This is a genomic window from [Zimmermannella] alba NBRC 15616 (assembly GCF_001570905.1).
Taxonomy (GTDB): domain Bacteria; phylum Actinomycetota; class Actinomycetes; order Actinomycetales; family Microbacteriaceae; genus Pseudoclavibacter; species Pseudoclavibacter albus.
This window is the reverse complement of sequence record NZ_BCSO01000004.1, coordinates 62057-78832: the sequence shown is the minus strand read 5'-3', so window position 1 is coordinate 78832 and position 16776 is coordinate 62057. Positions and strand designations below refer to the sequence as shown.

Here is a 16776-nt window from a genome sequence, read left to right as displayed (position 1 = left end):
GAAGCGACTCGTTCGTTTCGTCGACTAAGCTCCTTTCGCTCCATCCATCCACGATCACCGGAGGAACTCCGTGGCACAGGACGTGCTTACTGACCTGAAGAAGGTCCGCAACATCGGCATCATGGCTCACATTGACGCCGGCAAGACCACCACCACCGAGCGCATCCTGTTCTACACGGGCGTCAACCACAAGATCGGCGAGACCCACGACGGGTCGGCGACGATGGACTGGATGGCCCAGGAACAGGAACGCGGCATCACGATTACCTCGGCTGCGACGACGTGCTTCTGGAACAAGAACCAGATCAACATCATCGACACGCCGGGTCACGTCGACTTCACCGTCGAGGTGGAGCGATCGCTGCGCGTTCTCGACGGTGCCGTTGCTGTCTTCGACGGCAAGGAAGGTGTCGAGCCGCAGTCGGAGACCGTGTGGCGTCAGGCTGACAAGTACAACGTCCCCCGTATCTGCTTCGTCAACAAGATGGACAAGCTCGGTGCGGACTTCTACTTCACCGTTGACACGATCATCAACCGCCTCGGCGCAACGCCGCTCGTGATCCAGCTCCCCATCGGTGCTGAGAACGACTTCATCGGTGTTGTTGACCTCATCGAGATGCAGGCCATCACGTGGCGTGGCGACGACAAGGGCGTTGTGCCGATCGGTGCACAGCCCGCGATCGAAGAGATTCCGGCTGACCTCGTTGAGAAGGCCCAGGAATACCGCGCAAAGCTCATGGAGCAGGTTGCTGAGACCGATGAGGAGCTCCTCGACAAGTACCTCGGTGGTGAAGAGCTCACGATCGCTGAGATCAAGGGCGCTATCCGCAAGCTCGTCATCGACGGCGAAGCCTTCCCGGTGATGTGTGGTTCGGCCTTCAAGAACCGCGGCATCCAGCCGATGCTCGACGCTGTCATCGACTTCCTCCCCTCGCCGGCTGACGTCCCGAACGTTCAGGGTCACCCGCTCGGCGATGAAGAGACGGTCATCGAGCGTCCGACCTCGTTCGACGCTCCGTTTGCCGCTCTCGCGTTCAAGGTTGTTGCGCACCCGTTCTTCGGTCGCCTCACCTACGTCCGCGTGTACTCGGGTCACGTCGAGACCGGCACCCAGGTGCTCAACTCGACCAAGGGCAAGAAGGAGCGCATCGGCAAGCTCTTCCAGATGCACGCCAACAAGGAGAACCCGGTCGACTCGGTTGCCGCTGGTCACATCTACGCGGCCATCGGTCTCAAGGACACGACCACGGGTGACACGCTGTGCGACATCAACGAGCCGATCGTCCTCGAGTCGATGACCTTCCCGGAGCCCGTGATCTCGGTTGCTATCGAGCCGAACACGAAGGCTGACCAGGAGAAGCTCGGCGTCGCCATCCAGAAGCTCGCTGAAGAAGACCCGACGTTCCGCGTCGAACTCAACCAGGAGACCGGTCAGACGACCATCTCGGGTATGGGTGAGCTCCACCTCGACATCCTTGTCGACCGCATGAAGCGCGAGTTCAAGGTTGAGGCGAACATCGGTGCTCCGCAGGTTGCGTACCGCGAGACCATCCGCAAGACGGTCGAGAAGTACGACTACACGCACAAGAAGCAGACCGGTGGTTCGGGTCAGTTCGCAAAGGTTCAGATCAAGCTCGAGCCCATGGAGGTCGAGGGCGACAAGATCTACGAGTTCGAGAACGCCGTGACCGGTGGTCGCGTTCCGCGCGAGTACATCCCTTCGGTTGACGCCGGTATCCAGGACGCCATGCAGGTTGGTGTTCTCGCTGGCTTCCCGATGGTCGGTGTCAAGGCCACGCTTCTCGACGGCCAGTACCACGACGTTGACTCGTCGGAAATGGCCTTCAAGATTGCCGGTTCGATGGCCTTCAAGGAGGCCGCACCTCGCGCCGGCGCCGTGCTCCTCGAGCCGCAGATGGCTGTCGAGGTTCGTACTCCTGAGGAGTACATGGGCGATGTCATCGGTGACCTCAACTCCCGCCGCGGTCAGATCCAGTCGATGGAAGACGCATCGGGTGTCAAGGTCGTCCGCGCACTCGTCCCGCTCTCCGAGATGTTCGGTTACATCGGTGACCTCCGTAGCAAGACGTCGGGTCGTGCGGTCTACTCCATGACCTTCGACTCGTACGCCGAGGTTCCCCGTAACGTCGCCGAAGAGATCATCCAGAAGGCAAAGGGCGCCTAAGCCCTCTGTCTGCTGGTCTGCTTGGGCGGGCTTGCGTGTCCGCCCAAGCAAGCAGGTACTATCGATAACTGCACATTTTCCACCTGACCCCCGTCCGCGCAGCCTGTGCGGCCGGACCCCAAGAACGTCCTGAGGAGGACCACAGTGGCTAAGGCCAAGTTCGAGCGGACCAAGCCGCACGTCAACATCGGAACGATCGGTCACGTCGACCACGGCAAGACCACGCTCACCGCCGCCATCTCGAAGGTGCTTGCTGACAAGTACCCGTCGGATACGAACGTGCAGCGCGACTTCGCGACGATTGACTCGGCTCCCGAGGAGCGTCAGCGCGGTATTACCATCAACATCTCGCACGTTGAGTACGAGACGCCGAAGCGCCACTACGCGCACGTCGACGCCCCTGGTCACGCTGACTACATCAAGAACATGATCACCGGTGCGGCCCAGATGGACGGCGCGATCCTCGTGGTCGCCGCCACCGACGGCCCGATGGCTCAGACGCGTGAGCACGTCCTCCTCGCAAAGCAGGTTGGCGTTCCTTACCTCTGTGTCGCACTCAACAAGTCGGACATGGTTGACGACGAGGAAATCCTTGAGCTCGTTGAGCTCGAGGTGCGCGAGCTCCTCTCGTCGCAGGACTTCCCCGGCGACGACGCTCCTGTGATGCGCGTCTCGGCTCTCAAGGCTATTGAGGGTGACGAGAAGTGGGTCCAGTCGGTCCTCGACCTCATGGAAGCTGTCGACGAGAACATCCCGGACCCGGTCCGCGACAAGGACAAGCCGTTCCTCATGCCGATTGAGGACGTCTTCACGATCACCGGTCGCGGTACGGTCGTCACCGGCCGTGCAGAGCGCGGTACCCTCGCTATCAACTCGGACGTCGAGATCGTCGGTATCCGCCCGACGCAGAAGACCACCGTCACCGGTATCGAGATGTTCCACAAGCAGCTCGACGAGGCATGGGCCGGCGAGAACTGTGGTCTTCTCCTCCGCGGTCTCAAGCGCGAAGAGGTCGAGCGCGGTCAGGTTGTTGCCGCTGTTGGTTCGGTTACCCCGCACACCAACTTTGAAGGCACCGCCTACATCCTCTCGAAGGACGAAGGTGGCCGTCACAACCCGTTCTACACGAACTACCGCCCGCAGTTCTACTTCCGCACCACGGACGTGACCGGTGTCATCACCCTCCCCGAGGGCACCGAGATGGTCATGCCTGGTGACACCACCGACATGTCGGTCGAGCTCATCCAGCCGATCGCTATGGAAGAGGGCCTCGGCTTCGCAATCCGTGAGGGTGGCCGTACGGTCGGCGCCGGCACGGTGACGAAGATCATCAAGTAGTTCACGCGAACTCGCTCAAACGCTGAGCATCAACAAGGGTCGGACCTGCGGGTCCGGCCCTTGTTGCGTTGTAAACACAGCAGAGCTTGAGAGATGCAACGGCGTGCCAGGGTGTTGCACGATTTCACAGCGGATTCACCTCATCTGTGAAGGTCACGATGATGACGTGCCCAGACGTTCACGCGAAACTGACTGCATCGCGCTGATCGCGCGGTGATCATCAACGGAAAGGAGCCCTCATGGGTCTCATGGACAAGGCAAACGAATTCCTCGGCTCGGAGCAGGGGGAGCAGGCATCGGACCAGGCGCTCCAGGGTGCTGCCGACTTCGCGAATGAGCGCACGGGCGGCCAGCACGGCGAGCAGATCCAGCAGGCTCAGCAGTTCCTCGACGACAAGATCGGTCAGCAGGGCCAGCCTGGTCAGCAGCAGTAGCGCGCACCCGAACGCTTTCGAACCCCTCGCCACTGGGTGAGGGGTTCATTGCGTGTCAGCGCGAGAGCACTGTGAAGCTGGGGGAGGGGATGGGAGAGAGTGGATGCGCGACACGCCCGGGTTGCACGAAACCCTGAAACGGGCCTAGACTCAACGAGTTCAGTACTTCGAGCCCTGCGTGGAGACGTAGGCCGAATCACTGCCGTGAATGTGCGTCACCGCCTGCCGAGCGGAGCAGGTGCCGCCGCCGGCAGCAGAGCAACGCTCCGGGAGTCCGGGATGACCATGTCATCCCCGCAGCACCCGCTGCAGGAGTCCCGTACATCGGTCTGAATGCATTTCGGTGCGCTCAGCGGTGGACCTTGACAGAAGAACAGTGGTGCGAATCACCAAGCGACCCCGGGGCTACCCAGGTTTTGCATGCGCCGCCCAGGGCGGCAGGTCAGTGGCAGCGATCGTCACAGGAAAGAGAGACAAGCATGGCGGGACAGAAGATCCGCATTCGGCTGAAGTCGTATGACCACGAGGTCATCGACAGCTCGGCCCGGAAGATCGTCGACACGGTTACTCGTGCAGGCGCCACGGTGATCGGCCCCGTGCCGCTCCCGACGGAGAAGAACGTGGTCGTCGTTATCCGTTCGCCCCACAAGTACAAGGACAGCCGCGAGCACTTCGAGATGCGCACGCACAAGCGTCTCATCGACATCGTCGACCCGACGCCGAAGGCTGTCGACTCTCTTATGCGCCTCGACCTTCCGGCCGACGTCAACATCGAGATCAAGCTCTAGAGGAACTCATGGCAACCGCTACCAAGACGTTTAAGGGTGTGCTGGGCACGAAGCTCGGCATGACCCAGGTCTGGGATGAGAACAAGCGTCTCGTCCCCGTCACGGTCATTCAGGTCACGCCCAACGTCGTGACGCAGATCCTGACCGCAGAGAAGAACGGCTACAGCGCGATTCAGATCGCCGCTGGTGCTATCGACCCCCGCAAGGTGAACCAGCCCAAGGCTGGCTTCTTCAAGAAGATCGATGTGACCCCGCGTCGCCACCTGACCGAGATCCGCACCGCTGACGCTGACTCGTACGAGGTCGGCCAGGAGTTCACGGCTGAGATCTTTGAAGCTGGCGTGAAGGTCGACGTCGTCGGCACCAGCAAGGGTAAGGGCTTCGCCGGCACGATGAAGCGCCACAACTTCGCTGGTGTTTCCGCTTCGCACGGTCAGCACAAGAACCACCGCAAGCCCGGTTCGATCGGTGCTTCGGCCACGCCGAGCCGTGTCTTCAAGGGCACGCGCATGGCTGGCCGCATGGGTGGCGACCGCGTCACCGTCCAGAACCTCACGATCCACGCTGTGGACGCTGAGAAGGGTCTGCTCCTCGTCAAGGGCGCTGTCCCGGGCGCAAAGGGCCGCCTCGTTTTCGTCCGCAACGCAGTGAAGGGTGCATAGCCGAATGACTGCCACCACGATCAACGTCACCGACGCCGCGGGCAAGAAGACCGGTTCGGTCGAGCTCCCCGCCGAACTCTTCGACGTCGAAACCAACATCCCTCTCATCCACCAGGTTGTCGTCGCACAGCGCGCCGCTGCACGTCAGGGCACGCACAAGGCGAAGAACCGCGGTGAAGTTTCCGGTTCCGGCCGCAAGCCCTTCAAGCAGAAGGGCACGGGTAACGCCCGTCAGGGTTCGGTCCGCATGCCGCAGCACCGCGGCGGTGGCACCGTCCACGGCCCGGTGCCGCGCAGCTACGCGCAGCGCACCCCCAAGAAGATGATTGCTGCTGCACTCCTCGGTGCCCTCAGCGATCGCGCCCGCCAGGGTCGCCTCCACGTCGTCGACCAGCTCGTCGCCGGTGAGACGCCCTCGACGAAGGCAGCCGTTGCCGCCATTGCGAAGGTCACCGACCGCCGCAAGGTGCTCCTCGTCCTCGCTCGCGAGGAAGAGATCGCAGTGAAGTCGGTCCGTAACATTGCCGACCTCCACGGCCTCTTCGCCGACCAGCTCAACGCCTACGACGTCCTCGTTGCAGATGACGTCCTCTTCACGAAGGCCGCGTACGACCAGTTCGTCGCGAGCAAGACCAACAAGGAGGACCGCGCGTGAGCGGCTACAACAAGGACCCGCGCGATGTGATCATCGCTCCGGTCATCTCCGAGAAGAGCTACGGCCTCATCGACCAGGGCAAGTACACCTTCGAGGTGGACCCCCGTTCGAACAAGACCGAGATCAAGCTCGCTATCGAGCACATCTTCGGCGTCGAGGTCGCAACCATCAACACCCTCAACCGCCAGGGCAAGACCCGCCGTACCCGCTTCGGCATCGGTAAGCGCAAGAACACCAAGCGCGCCATCGTCACGCTCAAGTCGGGCTCGATCGACATCTTCGAGAACGTCGGCTAGTCGGAAGCGAAGGACGAAGACACATGGCTATTCGTAACTACAAGCCCACGACCCCCGGTCGTCGCGGCGCATCGGTCTCGGAGTTCACCGAGATCACGCGCTCGACCCCGGAGAAGTCGCTCCTGCGCCCGCTCGCCAAGACCGGCGGTCGCAACAACCAGGGCCGCATCACGACCCGTCACATCGGTGGTGGACACAAGCGCCAGTACCGCGTCATCGACTTCCGTCGCAATGACAAGGACGGCGTGAACGCCAAGGTTGCTCACATCGAGTACGACCCGAACCGTACCGCCAACATTGCCCTTCTCCACTTCGTGGACGGCACCAAGCGCTACATCCTCGCTCCGAACAAGCTCAAGCAGGGCGACATCGTCGAGTCGGGTCCGAACGCTGACATCAAGCCGGGCAACAACCTCCCGCTTCGCAACATCCCGACGGGTACCGTGATCCACGCCGTCGAGCTCCGCCCCGGTGGCGGCGCGAAGATGGGGCGTTCGGCCGGTGCAGCCATCCGCCTCGTCGCAAAGGACGGCCCCTACGCGCAGCTCCGCCTGCCGTCGGGTGAAGTTCGCAACGTCGACGCACGCTGCCGCGCCACGATCGGTGAGGTCGGCAACGCTGAGCAGTCGAACATCAACCTCGGTAAGGCCGGCCGCAAGCGCTGGCTCGGTGTTCGCCCGACTGTCCGCGGTGTCGTCATGAACCCGGTCGACCACCCGCACGGTGGTGGTGAAGGCCGCACCTCTGGTGGCCGTCACCCCGTTTCGCCGTGGGGTCAGCCCGAGGGTCGCACGCGTCGCCCCAACAAGGAGAGCGACAAGCTCATCGTCCGTCGCCGTCCGACCGGCAAGAAGCGCAAGTAGGAGAGCCAGAAGATGCCTCGCAGTCTTAAGAAGGGCCCCTTCGTTGACGAGCACCTCCTGCAGAAGGTGCTCAAGCAGAACGAAGCCGGCAGCAAGAACGTCATCAAGACGTGGTCCCGCCGCTCGATGATCGTCCCCGACATGCTCGGTCACACGATCGCCGTGCACGACGGCCGCAAGCACATCCCCGTCTTCGTCACCGAGACGATGGTGGGACACAAGCTCGGCGAATTCGCGCCGACGCGCACCTTCCGTGGTCACGAGAAGGACGACAAGAAGGGTCGCCGCCGCTAACGCGGGGGCGTGAAGGAGGAGAATCATGGTGGAGTCGATCGCCCGCGTGCGACACATCCGCGTCACCCCTCAGAAGGCTCGTCGTGTCGTTGACCTCATCCGCGGCAAGCAGGCCCTCGAGGCGCTTGCAATCCTGAAGTTTGCCCCGCAGGCAGCTTCGGAGCCGATCTACAAGGTCGTCGCCTCGGGTATCGCCAACGCACGAGTTATCGCAGACCGCGACAACGAGTTCCTCGATGAGCGTGACCTCTACGTCAAGACGGCATTCGTTGACGAGGGTGCCACGATGAAGCGGTTCCAGCCGCGTGCCCAGGGCCGCGCGTTCCGCATCAACAAGCGCACCAGCCACATCACGGTCGTGCTCGCCACGCCGGAGACCGACGAGAAGGCGGAGGCCAAGTAATGGGACAGAAGATCAATCCGTACGGCTTCCGTCTCGGCATCACCACCGACCACGTGTCGCGTTGGTACGCCGACTCGACGAAGCCCGGTCAGCGCTACGCCGACTACGTGAACGAAGACATCCGCATCCGTGAGATGCTTCAGACGCAGCTCGACCGTGCCGGCGTTGCCCGCATCGAAATCGAGCGCACGCGTGACCGCGTTCGCGTCGACATCAAGACCGCCCGCCCGGGCATCGTCATCGGCCGCCGCGGCGCCGAGGCAGAGCGCATCCGTGGCGACCTTGAGAAGCTCACCGGCAAGCAGATTCAGCTCAACATCCTCGAGGTCAAGAACCCCGAGGCTGAGGCTCAGCTTGTCGCCCAGGGAATCGCAGAGCAGCTCTCGGCTCGTGTGGCATTCCGCCGCGCGATGCGCAAGGGCCTCCAGGGCGCACAGCGCGCCGGCGCCAAGGGCATCCGTATTCAGGTTTCGGGCCGCCTCGGTGGCGCTGAAATGAGCCGCTCGGAGTTCTACCGCGAGGGCCGCGTGCCCCTGCACACCCTCCGCGCCAACATCGACTACGGCTTCTACGAGGCCAAGACCACCTACGGTCGCATCGGTGTCAAGGTGTGGATCTACAAGGGTGACCTCACGAACAAGGAGCTCGCTCGCGAACAGGCCAACCAGAAGTCGTCGCGTGGCGACCGTGGTGACCGTAACCGCCGTCCGCGTCGCGACGCCGACAAGCAGCCGGCCGCAGCAGGAGTTGAGGCATAACCATGTTGATTCCCCGTCGAGTCAAGCACCGCAAGCAGCACCGTCCGGTTCGTACCGGTCAGGCCAAGGGCGGCACGAAGGTCACCTTCGGTGAGTTCGGTATCCAGGCGCTTTCGCCGGCATATGTCACGAACCGCCAGATTGAGGCCGCTCGTATCGCCATGACCCGTCACATCAAGCGTGGCGGTAAGGTCTGGATCAACATCTACCCGGACCGTCCGCTCACCAAGAAGCCGGCCGAAACCCGAATGGGTTCCGGTAAGGGTTCGCCCGAGTGGTGGGTTGCAAACGTCAAGCCGGGTCGCGTCATCTTTGAGGTGGCCGGCGTCAGCGAGGAGCTCGCCCGTGAGGCGCTCACTCGTGCCATTCACAAGCTGCCGCTCAAGGCACGCATCGTTACGCGCGAGGAAGGCGAATAAACATGGCGATCGGATCCAAGGAGCTCGCCATCGTCGAGCTCGACACCTTCGAAGACGGCCGTCTCATCGACGAGCTGAAGAAGGCCAAGCAAGAGCTGTTCAACCTCCGTTTCCAGGCCGCAACCGGCCAGGGCGAGGAGCGCGGTCGTATCCGCGCCGTCAAGCGCGACATCGCTCGCATCTACACGGTCATCCGTGAGCGCGAGCTCGGCATTCGCGCAACGCCGCAGGCAGCTGAGAAGCCGGCCAAGGCGTCGAAGGCCGCGAAGAACGAGGAGACCAAGTAATGGCTGAGACCACGCAGCAGGACGCCGTCGAGACGACGGCCGCCTCGGACGAGGCCAAGCGTAATTACCGCAAGACGCGTCGCGGTTACGTCACGAGCGACAAGATGGACAAGACCATCGTCGTCCTCGTCGAAGACCGCGTGAAGCACCCCCTCTACGGCAAGGTGCTCCGTCGTTCCACGAAGATCAAGGCGCACGACGAAGAGAACACCGCCGGTATCGGCGACCTCGTGCTCATCGCCGAAACGCGTCCGCTCAGCGCAACCAAGCGCTGGCGCCTCGTCGAAATCCTCGAGAAGGCGAAGTAGGCCCCGGCCTACTCGCTGAGATTTCAGCCTAGGAGACCCATATGATTCAGCAGGAATCCCGACTCCGTGTCGCCGACAACACCGGCGCCAAGGAGCTCCTCACCATCCGCGTGCTTGGAGGCTCGGGTCGTCGCTACGCCGGCCTCGGGGACGTCATCGTCGCAACCGTCAAGGACGCCATCCCCGGCGGCAACGTGAAGAAGGGTGACGTCGTTAAGGCAGTCATTGTTCGCACGGTGAAGCCGACCCGTCGCGTCGACGGTTCGTACATCAAGTTCGACGAGAACGCAGCTGTGATTCTCAAGAACGACGGTGAACCGCGCGGTACGCGTATCTTCGGCCCGGTTGGCCGTGAGCTGCGCGACAAGAAGTTCATGAAGATCGTGTCGCTCGCCCCGGAGGTGATCTAGTCCATGGCCAAGATCCGTAAGGGCGATCTCGTCGAGATCATCTCGGGCCCCAAGATGAAGAACGACAAGCAGTTCCGCGGCGCCCAGGGCATCGTGCTTGAGGTGCTTGTTGACGAACAGCGTGTCATCGTCGAGGGCCTCAACCTCACGACGCGTCACACGCGCGTCGGCCAGACGCAGCGCGGTTCGAAGACCGGTGGCATCGAGCACATCGAGTCGCCGATCCACGTCTCGAACGTCGCACTCGTCGACCCCGCCACGAAGAAGCCGGCTCGCGTCGGCTTCAAGGAGACGACGGTCACCAAGGACGGCGTCACCAAGGTCGTGCGCGAGCGCTACTTCAAGCCCTCGCGTCGCGCGGAGTCGAAGAGCACCGCTAAGACCACCAAGAAGGCATCGGCCAAGACCGAGGCCACGAAGAAGGACGCGGAGTAATCCATGGCTGAAAACGCCCCGGTGGCTGGCAACATCCAGCCCCGTCTCAAGGTCAAGTACCGCAACGAGATCCTCCCGGCCCTCAAGGACGAACTCAAGGTGGAGAACATCCACCAGGTTCCCGGCGTCGTCAAGGTCGTCGTGAACATGGGTGTCGGCGAGGCCGCCCGCGATGGCAAGGTCATCGAGGGTGCAATTGCAGACCTCACCGCGATCACCGGTCAGAAGCCGATGGTCACGAAGGCTCGTAAGTCGATCGCACAGTTCAAGCTCCGTGAGGGCATGCCCATCGGCTGCCACGTCACGATGCGTGGCGACCGCATGTGGGAGTTCCTCGACCGTCTTATCTCCCTCGCGCTTCCGCGTATCCGCGACTTCCGCGGTCTCTCGGACCAGCAGTTCGACGGCAACGGCAACTACACCTTCGGTCTCAACGAGCAGGTTATGTTCCACGAGATCGACCAGGACAAGATTGACCGCGTCCGTGGTATGGACATCACCATCGTGACGACGGCCAAGACGGACGACGAAGGCCGCGCGCTTCTCAAGAAGCTCGGCTTCCCGTTCCACTCGGGCCTCAACGCGTAACACGCAGCATGTGACGGGGGAGTGCGATGAATATCGCACTTCCCCTGCACGCTGTGAGCGGCTAAGCTCGAACTTCGGTGTCGAAAACCTTCGGCACCTTCACCACCACAGGTCGCCGTCCCTGAACCGGGCGGCGAAACCAGGCGAAAGGCACCACATCATGACGATGACAGATCCGGTCGCAGACATGCTGACCAGACTGCGCAATGCGAACTCGGCGCACCACGACACCGTGTCGATGCCGAGCTCGAAGCTCAAGAAGAATATCGCCGACATCCTCAAGCGCGAGGGTTACATCGAAGACTGGAAGGTTGAGGACGCACGCGTCGGTCAGACGCTCACCCTCGAGCTCAAGTTCGGTGCAAACCGTGAGCGTTCGATCGTTGGCATCAAGCGCGTTTCGAAGCCGGGTCTTCGCGTTTACGCGCGCTCGACCGAGCTGCCGAGCGTTCTCGGCGGTCTTGGCATCGCGATCCTGTCCACCTCCTCCGGTCTTCTCACCGACCGCGAGGCCGAGCAGAAGGGCGTGGGTGGGGAAGTCCTCGCCTACGTGTGGTAGCCGAACATGTCGCGAATTGGACGACTTCCTATTCAGGTTCCCGCTGGCGTTGACATCAAGATCGACGGCCAGAACGTGACGGTCAAGGGCCCCAAGGGCGAGCTGGAGCTCGTCGTTGCCAAGCCCATCGAGGTCAAGCTCGAAGACGGTCAGGTGCTCGTGACCCGTCCGGACGACGAGCGTGAGTCGCGCTCGCTCCACGGCCTCACCCGCACCCTCATCAACAACAACATCATCGGCGTGACGCAGGGCTACTCGAAGGCTCTCGAGGTCGTCGGCACCGGTTACCGCGTGCAGGCCAAGGGCCAGAACCTTGAGTTCAACCTCGGCTACTCGCACTCGATTACCGTTGAGCCGCCGGCTGGCATCACCTTCCAGGTTGAGGGCAACAACAAGGTCACGGTCCTTGGCATCGACAAGCAGGCCGTCGGCGAGGTTGCAGCCAACATCCGCAAGCTCCGCAAGCCCGAGCCGTACAAGGGCAAGGGTGTCCGCTACGCAGGCGAGCAGATCCGCCGCAAGGCCGGAAAGGCTGGTAAGTAACCATGGGACTCGGAACCCGAGGCAAGAGCAAGCAGGCTGCCCGTGGCCGCCGCCACGACCGTCTGCGCAAGAAGATCGCTGGCACCGAGTCGCGTCCGCGTCTCGTTGTCACCCGCTCGGCACGTCACGTGTTCGTGCAGGTCGTCGACGACTCGAAGGGTCACACCCTCGCGTCGGCTTCGACCATGGAAGCCGAGCTCCGCTCCTTCGAGGGCGACAAGTCGGCTAAGGCCAAGCGCGTCGGCGAGCTCGTTGCCGAGCGCGCCATGGCCGCCGGCATCGAGTCGGTTGTCTTCGACCGTGGCGGTAACAAGTACGCCGGCCGCGTCGCGGCCATCGCTGATGGAGCACGAGAGGCAGGACTGGCCCTGTGACCGAGAACATCGACAACCAGGCGCCTGAGAGCGTCAACGAGACGCCCGTCGAGACCGCAGCTTCGAGCGAGTCCTCGACCCGTGAGGGCGGCCGTGGCGAGCGCCGCGGTGGCCGTGACCGCAACGAGCGTGGCCGTGGCCGCGGTCGTGGTCGCGACAACGACCAGGACAACCAGTTCCTTGAGCGCGTCGTCACCATCAACCGCGTGTCGAAGGTTGTGAAGGGTGGACGTCGTTTCGCCTTCACTGCCCTCGTCGTCGTCGGTGACGGCAACGGCCTCGTGGGTGTCGGCTACGGCAAGGCCCGCGAAGTTCCGCTCGCCATCTCGAAGGGTGTCGAGGAAGCGAAGAAGAACTTCTTCCGCGTTCCCCGCGTCCTCAAGACCATCCCGCACCCGGTGCAGGGTGAGGCCGCCGCTGGTGTGGTCCTCCTCCGTCCGGCAGCTGCTGGTACCGGTGTTATCGCCGGTGGTCCGGTTCGTGCCGTCCTCGAGTGCGCTGGCATCCACGACGTCCTGAGCAAGTCGCTCGGTTCGTCGAACACCATCAACATCGTTCACGCGACGGTTGAAGCGCTCAAGCAGCTCGAAGAGCCGCGCGCTGTGGCTGCTCGCCGTGGTCTCGACGTCGACGCTGTTGTCCCGGCTCGCATCCTGCGCGCCGAGGAGCAGGCTCGCATCGAGGCTGCAGAAGCTGCAAAGGCTGGTGCCTAATGGCCAAGAACCTCAAGGTCACCCAGATCAAGTCCGTTATCAGTGAGAAGCAGAACCAGCGTGACACGCTGCGTTCGCTGGGCCTCAAGCGCATTGGCGACACCGTCGTCAAGGAGGACACCCCGGTGAACCGCGGTTACGTGAAGACTGTTGCTCACCTCGTCAAGGTCGAGGAGGTCAGCGAATGACCGAGAAGCAGGAGACCTCGCAGGAGGCTCAGCAGGACGCCGTCCTGAAGGTCCACCACCTCCGTCCGGCTGCCGGTTCCAAGAAGGCAAAGACCCGCGTTGGTCGCGGTGAAGGCTCGAAGGGTAAGACGGCTGGCCGCGGTACCAAGGGTACGAAGGCCCGTTACCAGGTCAAGGCTGGCTTCGAGGGTGGCCAGATGCCGCTCCACATGCGTACGCCGAAGCTCCGTGGTTTCAAGAACCCGTTCCGCGTCGAGTACCAGGTTGTGAACCTCTACACGCTCGCAGAGCTGTTCCCAGAGGGTGGCGACGTCACCGTCGAGGCACTCGTTGCCAAGGGCGCTGTTCGCAAGAACGAGCCTGTGAAGGTGCTCGGCACCGGCGAGATTACGGTTAAGCTGAACGTCACGGTTGACAAGGTCTCGAGCTCGGCAGAGCAGAAGATCGTTGCCGCCGGCGGTACCGTCTCGAAGTAAGACACCCGAACGGGGGTCGGCGGTGGCCGGCCCCCGTTCGCTGTTCCGCGACCAAACGAAAGCAGGATACCCAGCGTGTTCAGTGCTATTGCGCGCGTGTTCAAGACGCCGGACCTTCGCACGAAGGTGCTCTTCACGCTCGGCGTGATCGCTATTTACCGTCTCGGCACGTTTATCCCCGCTCCGTACGTCAAGTACACGAACGTGCAGCAGTGCCTCACCGCATCGCAGGCGCCCGGTAGCTCCGGTCTGTTCGACATGGTGAACCTGTTCTCGGGCGGTGCACTCCTTCAGATGTCGATCTTCGCGCTCGGCATCATGCCGTACATTACGGCGTCGATCATCACGCAGCTGCTGCGCGTCGTGATCCCGCACTTCGAGGCACTTCACAAGGAAGGCCAGACGGGTCAGGCCAAGCTCACGCAGTACACGCGATACATCACGATCGCGCTCGCCATCCTGCAGTCGACCACGCTCGTCACCGTCGCAAAGTCGGGTGCCCTCTTTGGTCAGGGTGGCCCCGCCGCCTGCTCGGACATCATCGCGATGCTTCCCGAGACCGCGGGCACGCCGGAGAACATCTGGCTCAACGTCGTCCGCACGCTGCTCATCATCACGCTGCTCACGGCAGGTACCGCGATCATCATGTGGCTCGGCGAGCTCATTACCGAGCGCGGTGTTGGTAACGGTATGTCGCTGCTCATCTTCACCTCGATCGCCGCTGGTTTCCCGGCTGCGTTCATGAGCCTCGCGCAGGGTTCGGCTGGCGTTGGCGCCCTCGTCGGCGTCGTCATCCTCGGCCTGCTCATCATGATGGCGGTCGTGTTCGTTGAGCAGTCGCAGCGTCGCATCCCGGTCCAGTACGCGAAACGCATGGTGGGTCGCCGCACCTACGGTGGCAACACCACCTACATCCCGATCAAGGTGAACCAGGCCGGTGTGATCCCGGTCATCTTCGCCTCGTCGATCCTGTACCTCCCGGCGCTCATTGCGCAGTTCAACCAGCCGGCAGCCGGTCAACAGCCCGCTGAATGGGTGACCTGGATTCAGAACAACTTCACGACGGGTGACCACCCGATTTACATGGCAGCGTTCTTCCTGCTCATCATCGGGTTCACGTACTTCTATGTCGCGATCGCCTTCAATCCTGAAGAGGTCGCCGAGAACATGAAGAAGCACGGTGGCTTCATCCCCGGTATTCGCGCTGGCCGCCCGACGGCCGAGTACCTCAACTATGTGCTCACGCGCATTACCTTCCCGGGCTCGATCTACCTGGGCGTGCTCGCACTCATCCCGCTCATCGCACTCGCCTTCCTCGGCGGTAACGGTCGATTCCCCTTCGGTGGCGCATCGCTGCTCATCATCGTGGGTGTCGGTCTTGAGACGGTGAAGCAGATCGACGCACAGCTCCAGCAGCGCAATTACGAAGGACTTCTCCGATGACCCGCACCCCCGAGAACGCAGTTCGTCTCCTCATCGTCGGACCTCCAGGTGCCGGCAAGGGTACGCAGGCGACGGGTATCGCCGAGCGTTACGGCATCCCCGCGATTTCGACCGGCGACATCTTCCGCAAGAACATCAAGGAAGGTACCGAGCTCGGCAAGCTTGCACAGGAGATCACCTCGCGCGGCGACCTCGTGCCGGACTCGCTCACGAACGACCTCGTTCGCGACCGCCTCGCTGAGGACGACGCCCAGGGCGGCTTCCTTCTCGACGGCTACCCCCGCACCCTCGCACAGGTTGAGGCGCTGACGGCGCTCCTCGGCTCGCAGGGCGTCGACCTCGACGCAGTGATTTCGCTCACCGTGGATGAGGACGTCGTCGTTGAGCGCCTCCTCAAGCGCGCAGAGGAGCAGGGCCGTGTGGACGACAACGAAGAGACGATCCGTCACCGCCAGCACGTGTACCGCGAAGAGACCGAGCCGCTGCTCGCCGTGTACCGCGAGCGTGGCCTCGTGGTTGAGGTCGACGGTATGGGCTCGATCGACGAGGTTGGCGAGGCGATTGCCGCTGCCCTCGCCGCGAAGGGCATCCAGTCCTAACGGTCACGCTGTAGCACGCGCGCTCTGTGCCGTGCACACATGTTTTCTGCCCCAAATGGTTGGTGCGGTGCGAAAATTGGCACCGCACCAACCATTTGGGGCAGTTTTTGCTGAGACGGAAGGCCTGGGGCACGTTTAGCGGAGAGCGAGGTCGGACCGGGACCGGAGGACGCGGCGGAGGTATCCGAGGAAGCGGTCAGCATTCGGATATATGTCGCCAGCGGTTACGCGGATCACGTGCCATCCAGCCTGCTGGAGATCCCTTGTCCGATGGATGTCCCTTTGCCACTGCTGCTTATTGGAGTGAAACTCATAGCCGTCGTACTCGAGGGCAACCCGCCCATCCCTGTAAGCAAGGTCGAGGCGAGCCTCGCGGCCACTCGGACATGTCACCGTGACCGCGATGTCAGGCTCCAGGATACCTGCAGCGACAATCTTGAACCGGAGAACCGATTCCATTGGTGACTCGACGCCTGGTCGTGCCAAGCAGACAGCATCCCGTAGTGCACGTCCTCCTGTGGCGGAGCCGCAGCGTTCGCTGAAGTCTGTCAGTGCTTCGAGCGTGGTCAACGGCCGTTTCACAGAGGCGTCGCTTGGGTAGTTTTCGGCTGCACTGATCGCAGCATCGGTCATGACCACTCGTTCTTCCAAGCTGACGCTGTTGCTCAGGGAGAGCAGCGTGAGACATATCGAAGCAACTGGGACACCAGCACGTGATGCAGTGCTGACGAGGTCGCTGCGGAACTGACGTGCGTTGA

The 16776-nt window shown here is 62.7% G+C and carries 25 protein-coding genes and 1 pseudogene; 25 read left to right on the top strand and 1 reads right to left on the bottom strand.

The features are described 5' to 3' along the window. Positions 1 to 70 precede the first annotated feature (70 nt). The 25 genes and pseudogenes from fusA to ZAL01S_RS04540 all read left to right on the top strand — a co-directional run bounded on the left by fusA (position 71) and on the right by ZAL01S_RS04540 (position 16018). Positions 71 to 2185 carry an elongation factor G gene (gene fusA, locus ZAL01S_RS04660; protein WP_066080445.1) on the top strand — a complete coding sequence of 705 codons (2115 nt, stop codon included), beginning with the start codon at positions 71 to 73 and terminating at the stop codon, positions 2183 to 2185. 144 nt (positions 2186 to 2329) lie between these two features. After that, positions 2330 to 3523 (top strand): elongation factor Tu, encoded by a 1194-nt coding sequence (gene tuf, locus ZAL01S_RS04655; protein WP_066080442.1) that lies wholly within the window; start codon positions 2330 to 2332, stop codon positions 3521 to 3523. Positions 3524 to 3762: 239 nt separating this feature from the next. After that, a complete protein-coding gene (locus tag ZAL01S_RS04650) occupies positions 3763 to 3957 on the top strand; it encodes an antitoxin (RefSeq protein ID WP_066080440.1) in 195 nt (64 codons plus the stop codon). 479 nt (positions 3958 to 4436) lie between these two features. Then, on the top strand, positions 4437 to 4745 hold the full coding sequence (gene rpsJ, locus ZAL01S_RS04645; RefSeq protein WP_066080437.1) for a 30S ribosomal protein S10: 309 nt from the start codon (positions 4437 to 4439) through the stop codon (positions 4743 to 4745). Between the two features lie 8 nt (positions 4746 to 4753). Then, positions 4754 to 5407: a 50S ribosomal protein L3 gene (gene rplC / locus ZAL01S_RS04640; RefSeq protein WP_066080433.1), complete on the top strand. Its 654-nt coding sequence runs from the start codon at positions 4754 to 4756 to the stop codon at positions 5405 to 5407. Between the two features lie 4 nt (positions 5408 to 5411). Then, the gene (rplD, locus tag ZAL01S_RS04635) at positions 5412 to 6062 is read left to right on the top strand and encodes a 50S ribosomal protein L4 (protein ID WP_066080431.1); all 651 of its coding nucleotides are present in this window, start codon (positions 5412 to 5414) and stop codon (positions 6060 to 6062) included. Then, a complete protein-coding gene (rplW, locus tag ZAL01S_RS04630) occupies positions 6059 to 6358 on the top strand; it encodes a 50S ribosomal protein L23 (protein WP_066080428.1) in 300 nt (99 codons plus the stop codon). Before rplD ends, rplW begins: the two co-directional genes overlap by 4 nt. A 23-nt stretch (positions 6359 to 6381) precedes the next feature. After that, positions 6382 to 7221, top strand: a complete 840-nt coding sequence (rplB, locus tag ZAL01S_RS04625; RefSeq protein ID WP_066080425.1) for a 50S ribosomal protein L2 — start codon at positions 6382 to 6384, stop codon at positions 7219 to 7221. A gap of 12 nt (positions 7222 to 7233) precedes the next feature. Then, the gene (rpsS, locus tag ZAL01S_RS04620; RefSeq protein WP_066080422.1) at positions 7234 to 7515 is read left to right on the top strand and encodes a 30S ribosomal protein S19; all 282 of its coding nucleotides are present in this window, start codon (positions 7234 to 7236) and stop codon (positions 7513 to 7515) included. 25 nt (positions 7516 to 7540) lie between these two features. Continuing rightward, positions 7541 to 7918: a 50S ribosomal protein L22 gene (rplV, locus tag ZAL01S_RS04615; protein WP_066080418.1), complete on the top strand. Its 378-nt coding sequence runs from the start codon at positions 7541 to 7543 to the stop codon at positions 7916 to 7918. Continuing rightward, complete coding sequence (gene rpsC / locus ZAL01S_RS04610) at positions 7918 to 8676, top strand: 30S ribosomal protein S3 (RefSeq protein ID WP_066080414.1); 759 nt, start codon at positions 7918 to 7920, stop codon at positions 8674 to 8676. Before rplV ends, rpsC begins: the two co-directional genes overlap by 1 nt. Before the next feature lie 2 nt (positions 8677 to 8678). Beyond that, complete coding sequence (gene rplP / locus ZAL01S_RS04605) at positions 8679 to 9095, top strand: 50S ribosomal protein L16 (RefSeq protein ID WP_066080411.1); 417 nt, start codon at positions 8679 to 8681, stop codon at positions 9093 to 9095. 2 nt (positions 9096 to 9097) lie between these two features. Beyond that, positions 9098 to 9382, top strand: a complete 285-nt coding sequence (rpmC, locus tag ZAL01S_RS04600) for a 50S ribosomal protein L29 (protein WP_066080406.1) — start codon at positions 9098 to 9100, stop codon at positions 9380 to 9382. Next, complete coding sequence (gene rpsQ / locus ZAL01S_RS04595; protein WP_066080403.1) at positions 9382 to 9690, top strand: 30S ribosomal protein S17; 309 nt, start codon at positions 9382 to 9384, stop codon at positions 9688 to 9690. The genes rpmC and rpsQ overlap by 1 nt, the downstream gene beginning before the upstream one ends. Positions 9691 to 9731: 41 nt before the next feature. After that, a complete protein-coding gene (gene rplN / locus ZAL01S_RS04590) occupies positions 9732 to 10100 on the top strand; it encodes a 50S ribosomal protein L14 (protein ID WP_066080402.1) in 369 nt (122 codons plus the stop codon). 3 nt (positions 10101 to 10103) lie between these two features. Continuing rightward, positions 10104 to 10451: pseudogene (gene rplX, locus ZAL01S_RS04585) on the top strand (50S ribosomal protein L24); the annotation flags it as partial. Positions 10452 to 10538: 87 nt separating this feature from the next. After that, complete coding sequence (rplE, locus tag ZAL01S_RS04580; protein ID WP_066080395.1) at positions 10539 to 11123, top strand: 50S ribosomal protein L5; 585 nt, start codon at positions 10539 to 10541, stop codon at positions 11121 to 11123. Positions 11124 to 11283: 160 nt separating this feature from the next. Next, positions 11284 to 11682 carry a 30S ribosomal protein S8 gene (gene rpsH / locus ZAL01S_RS04575; protein WP_066080392.1) on the top strand — a complete coding sequence of 133 codons (399 nt, stop codon included), beginning with the start codon at positions 11284 to 11286 and terminating at the stop codon, positions 11680 to 11682. 6 nt (positions 11683 to 11688) lie between these two features. Then, entirely contained in the window at positions 11689 to 12225 is a 537-nt protein-coding gene (rplF, locus tag ZAL01S_RS04570) for a 50S ribosomal protein L6 (protein WP_066080390.1), read from the top strand. A 2-nt stretch (positions 12226 to 12227) separates the two neighbouring features. Then, positions 12228 to 12599, top strand: coding sequence for a 50S ribosomal protein L18 (gene rplR / locus ZAL01S_RS04565; RefSeq protein WP_066080387.1), 372 nt, complete (start codon positions 12228 to 12230; stop codon positions 12597 to 12599). Further along, on the top strand, positions 12596 to 13312 hold the full coding sequence (gene rpsE, locus ZAL01S_RS04560; RefSeq protein WP_066080384.1) for a 30S ribosomal protein S5: 717 nt from the start codon (positions 12596 to 12598) through the stop codon (positions 13310 to 13312). Before rplR ends, rpsE begins: the two co-directional genes overlap by 4 nt. Then, a complete protein-coding gene (gene rpmD / locus ZAL01S_RS04555) occupies positions 13312 to 13500 on the top strand; it encodes a 50S ribosomal protein L30 (RefSeq protein WP_066080381.1) in 189 nt (62 codons plus the stop codon). The genes rpsE and rpmD overlap by 1 nt, the downstream gene beginning before the upstream one ends. Then, complete coding sequence (gene rplO / locus ZAL01S_RS04550; RefSeq protein WP_066080378.1) at positions 13497 to 13976, top strand: 50S ribosomal protein L15; 480 nt, start codon at positions 13497 to 13499, stop codon at positions 13974 to 13976. The genes rpmD and rplO overlap by 4 nt, the downstream gene beginning before the upstream one ends. A 75-nt stretch (positions 13977 to 14051) precedes the next feature. Further along, a complete protein-coding gene (gene secY, locus ZAL01S_RS04545; protein WP_066080375.1) occupies positions 14052 to 15419 on the top strand; it encodes a preprotein translocase subunit SecY in 1368 nt (455 codons plus the stop codon). Continuing rightward, complete coding sequence (locus ZAL01S_RS04540; protein WP_066080372.1) at positions 15416 to 16018, top strand: adenylate kinase; 603 nt, start codon at positions 15416 to 15418, stop codon at positions 16016 to 16018. Before secY ends, ZAL01S_RS04540 begins: the two co-directional genes overlap by 4 nt. Before the next feature lie 135 nt (positions 16019 to 16153). Here ZAL01S_RS04540 and ZAL01S_RS04535 read toward each other — a convergent pair whose 3' ends face one another. Beyond that, positions 16154 to 16651 (bottom strand): endonuclease domain-containing protein, encoded by a 498-nt coding sequence (locus ZAL01S_RS04535; protein WP_159421582.1) that lies wholly within the window; start codon positions 16649 to 16651, stop codon positions 16154 to 16156. Between the last annotated feature and the right edge of the window lie 125 nt (positions 16652 to 16776).

What these genes read in the sequence shown, in the direction of transcription:
- ZAL01S_RS04650 (WP_066080440.1), top strand. Translation starts at nt 3,763, where the DNA reads ATGGGTCTCATGGACAAGGCAAACGAATTCCTCGGCTCGGAGCAGGGG.
- rpsJ (WP_066080437.1), top strand. Translation starts at nt 4,437, where the DNA reads ATGGCGGGACAGAAGATCCGCATTCGGCTGAAGTCGTATGACCACGAG.
- rplC (WP_066080433.1), top strand. Translation starts at nt 4,754, where the DNA reads ATGGCAACCGCTACCAAGACGTTTAAGGGTGTGCTGGGCACGAAGCTC.
- rplD (WP_066080431.1), top strand. Translation starts at nt 5,412, where the DNA reads ATGACTGCCACCACGATCAACGTCACCGACGCCGCGGGCAAGAAGACC.
- rplB (WP_066080425.1), top strand. Translation starts at nt 6,382, where the DNA reads ATGGCTATTCGTAACTACAAGCCCACGACCCCCGGTCGTCGCGGCGCA.
- rpsS (WP_066080422.1), top strand. Translation starts at nt 7,234, where the DNA reads ATGCCTCGCAGTCTTAAGAAGGGCCCCTTCGTTGACGAGCACCTCCTG.
- rplV (WP_066080418.1), top strand. Translation starts at nt 7,541, where the DNA reads ATGGTGGAGTCGATCGCCCGCGTGCGACACATCCGCGTCACCCCTCAG.
- rpsC (WP_066080414.1), top strand. Translation starts at nt 7,918, where the DNA reads ATGGGACAGAAGATCAATCCGTACGGCTTCCGTCTCGGCATCACCACC.
- rplP (WP_066080411.1), top strand. Translation starts at nt 8,679, where the DNA reads ATGTTGATTCCCCGTCGAGTCAAGCACCGCAAGCAGCACCGTCCGGTT.
- rpmC (WP_066080406.1), top strand. Translation starts at nt 9,098, where the DNA reads ATGGCGATCGGATCCAAGGAGCTCGCCATCGTCGAGCTCGACACCTTC.
- rpsQ (WP_066080403.1), top strand. Translation starts at nt 9,382, where the DNA reads ATGGCTGAGACCACGCAGCAGGACGCCGTCGAGACGACGGCCGCCTCG.
- rplN (WP_066080402.1), top strand. Translation starts at nt 9,732, where the DNA reads ATGATTCAGCAGGAATCCCGACTCCGTGTCGCCGACAACACCGGCGCC.
- rplE (WP_066080395.1), top strand. Translation starts at nt 10,539, where the DNA reads ATGGCTGAAAACGCCCCGGTGGCTGGCAACATCCAGCCCCGTCTCAAG.
- rpsH (WP_066080392.1), top strand. Translation starts at nt 11,284, where the DNA reads ATGACGATGACAGATCCGGTCGCAGACATGCTGACCAGACTGCGCAAT.
- rplF (WP_066080390.1), top strand. Translation starts at nt 11,689, where the DNA reads ATGTCGCGAATTGGACGACTTCCTATTCAGGTTCCCGCTGGCGTTGAC.
- rplR (WP_066080387.1), top strand. Translation starts at nt 12,228, where the DNA reads ATGGGACTCGGAACCCGAGGCAAGAGCAAGCAGGCTGCCCGTGGCCGC.
- rpmD (WP_066080381.1), top strand. Translation starts at nt 13,312, where the DNA reads ATGGCCAAGAACCTCAAGGTCACCCAGATCAAGTCCGTTATCAGTGAG.
- rplO (WP_066080378.1), top strand. Translation starts at nt 13,497, where the DNA reads ATGACCGAGAAGCAGGAGACCTCGCAGGAGGCTCAGCAGGACGCCGTC.
- ZAL01S_RS04540 (WP_066080372.1), top strand. Translation starts at nt 15,416, where the DNA reads ATGACCCGCACCCCCGAGAACGCAGTTCGTCTCCTCATCGTCGGACCT.
- ZAL01S_RS04535 (WP_159421582.1), bottom strand. Translation starts at nt 16,651, where the DNA reads ATGACCGATGCTGCGATCAGTGCAGCCGAAAACTACCCAAGCGACGCC.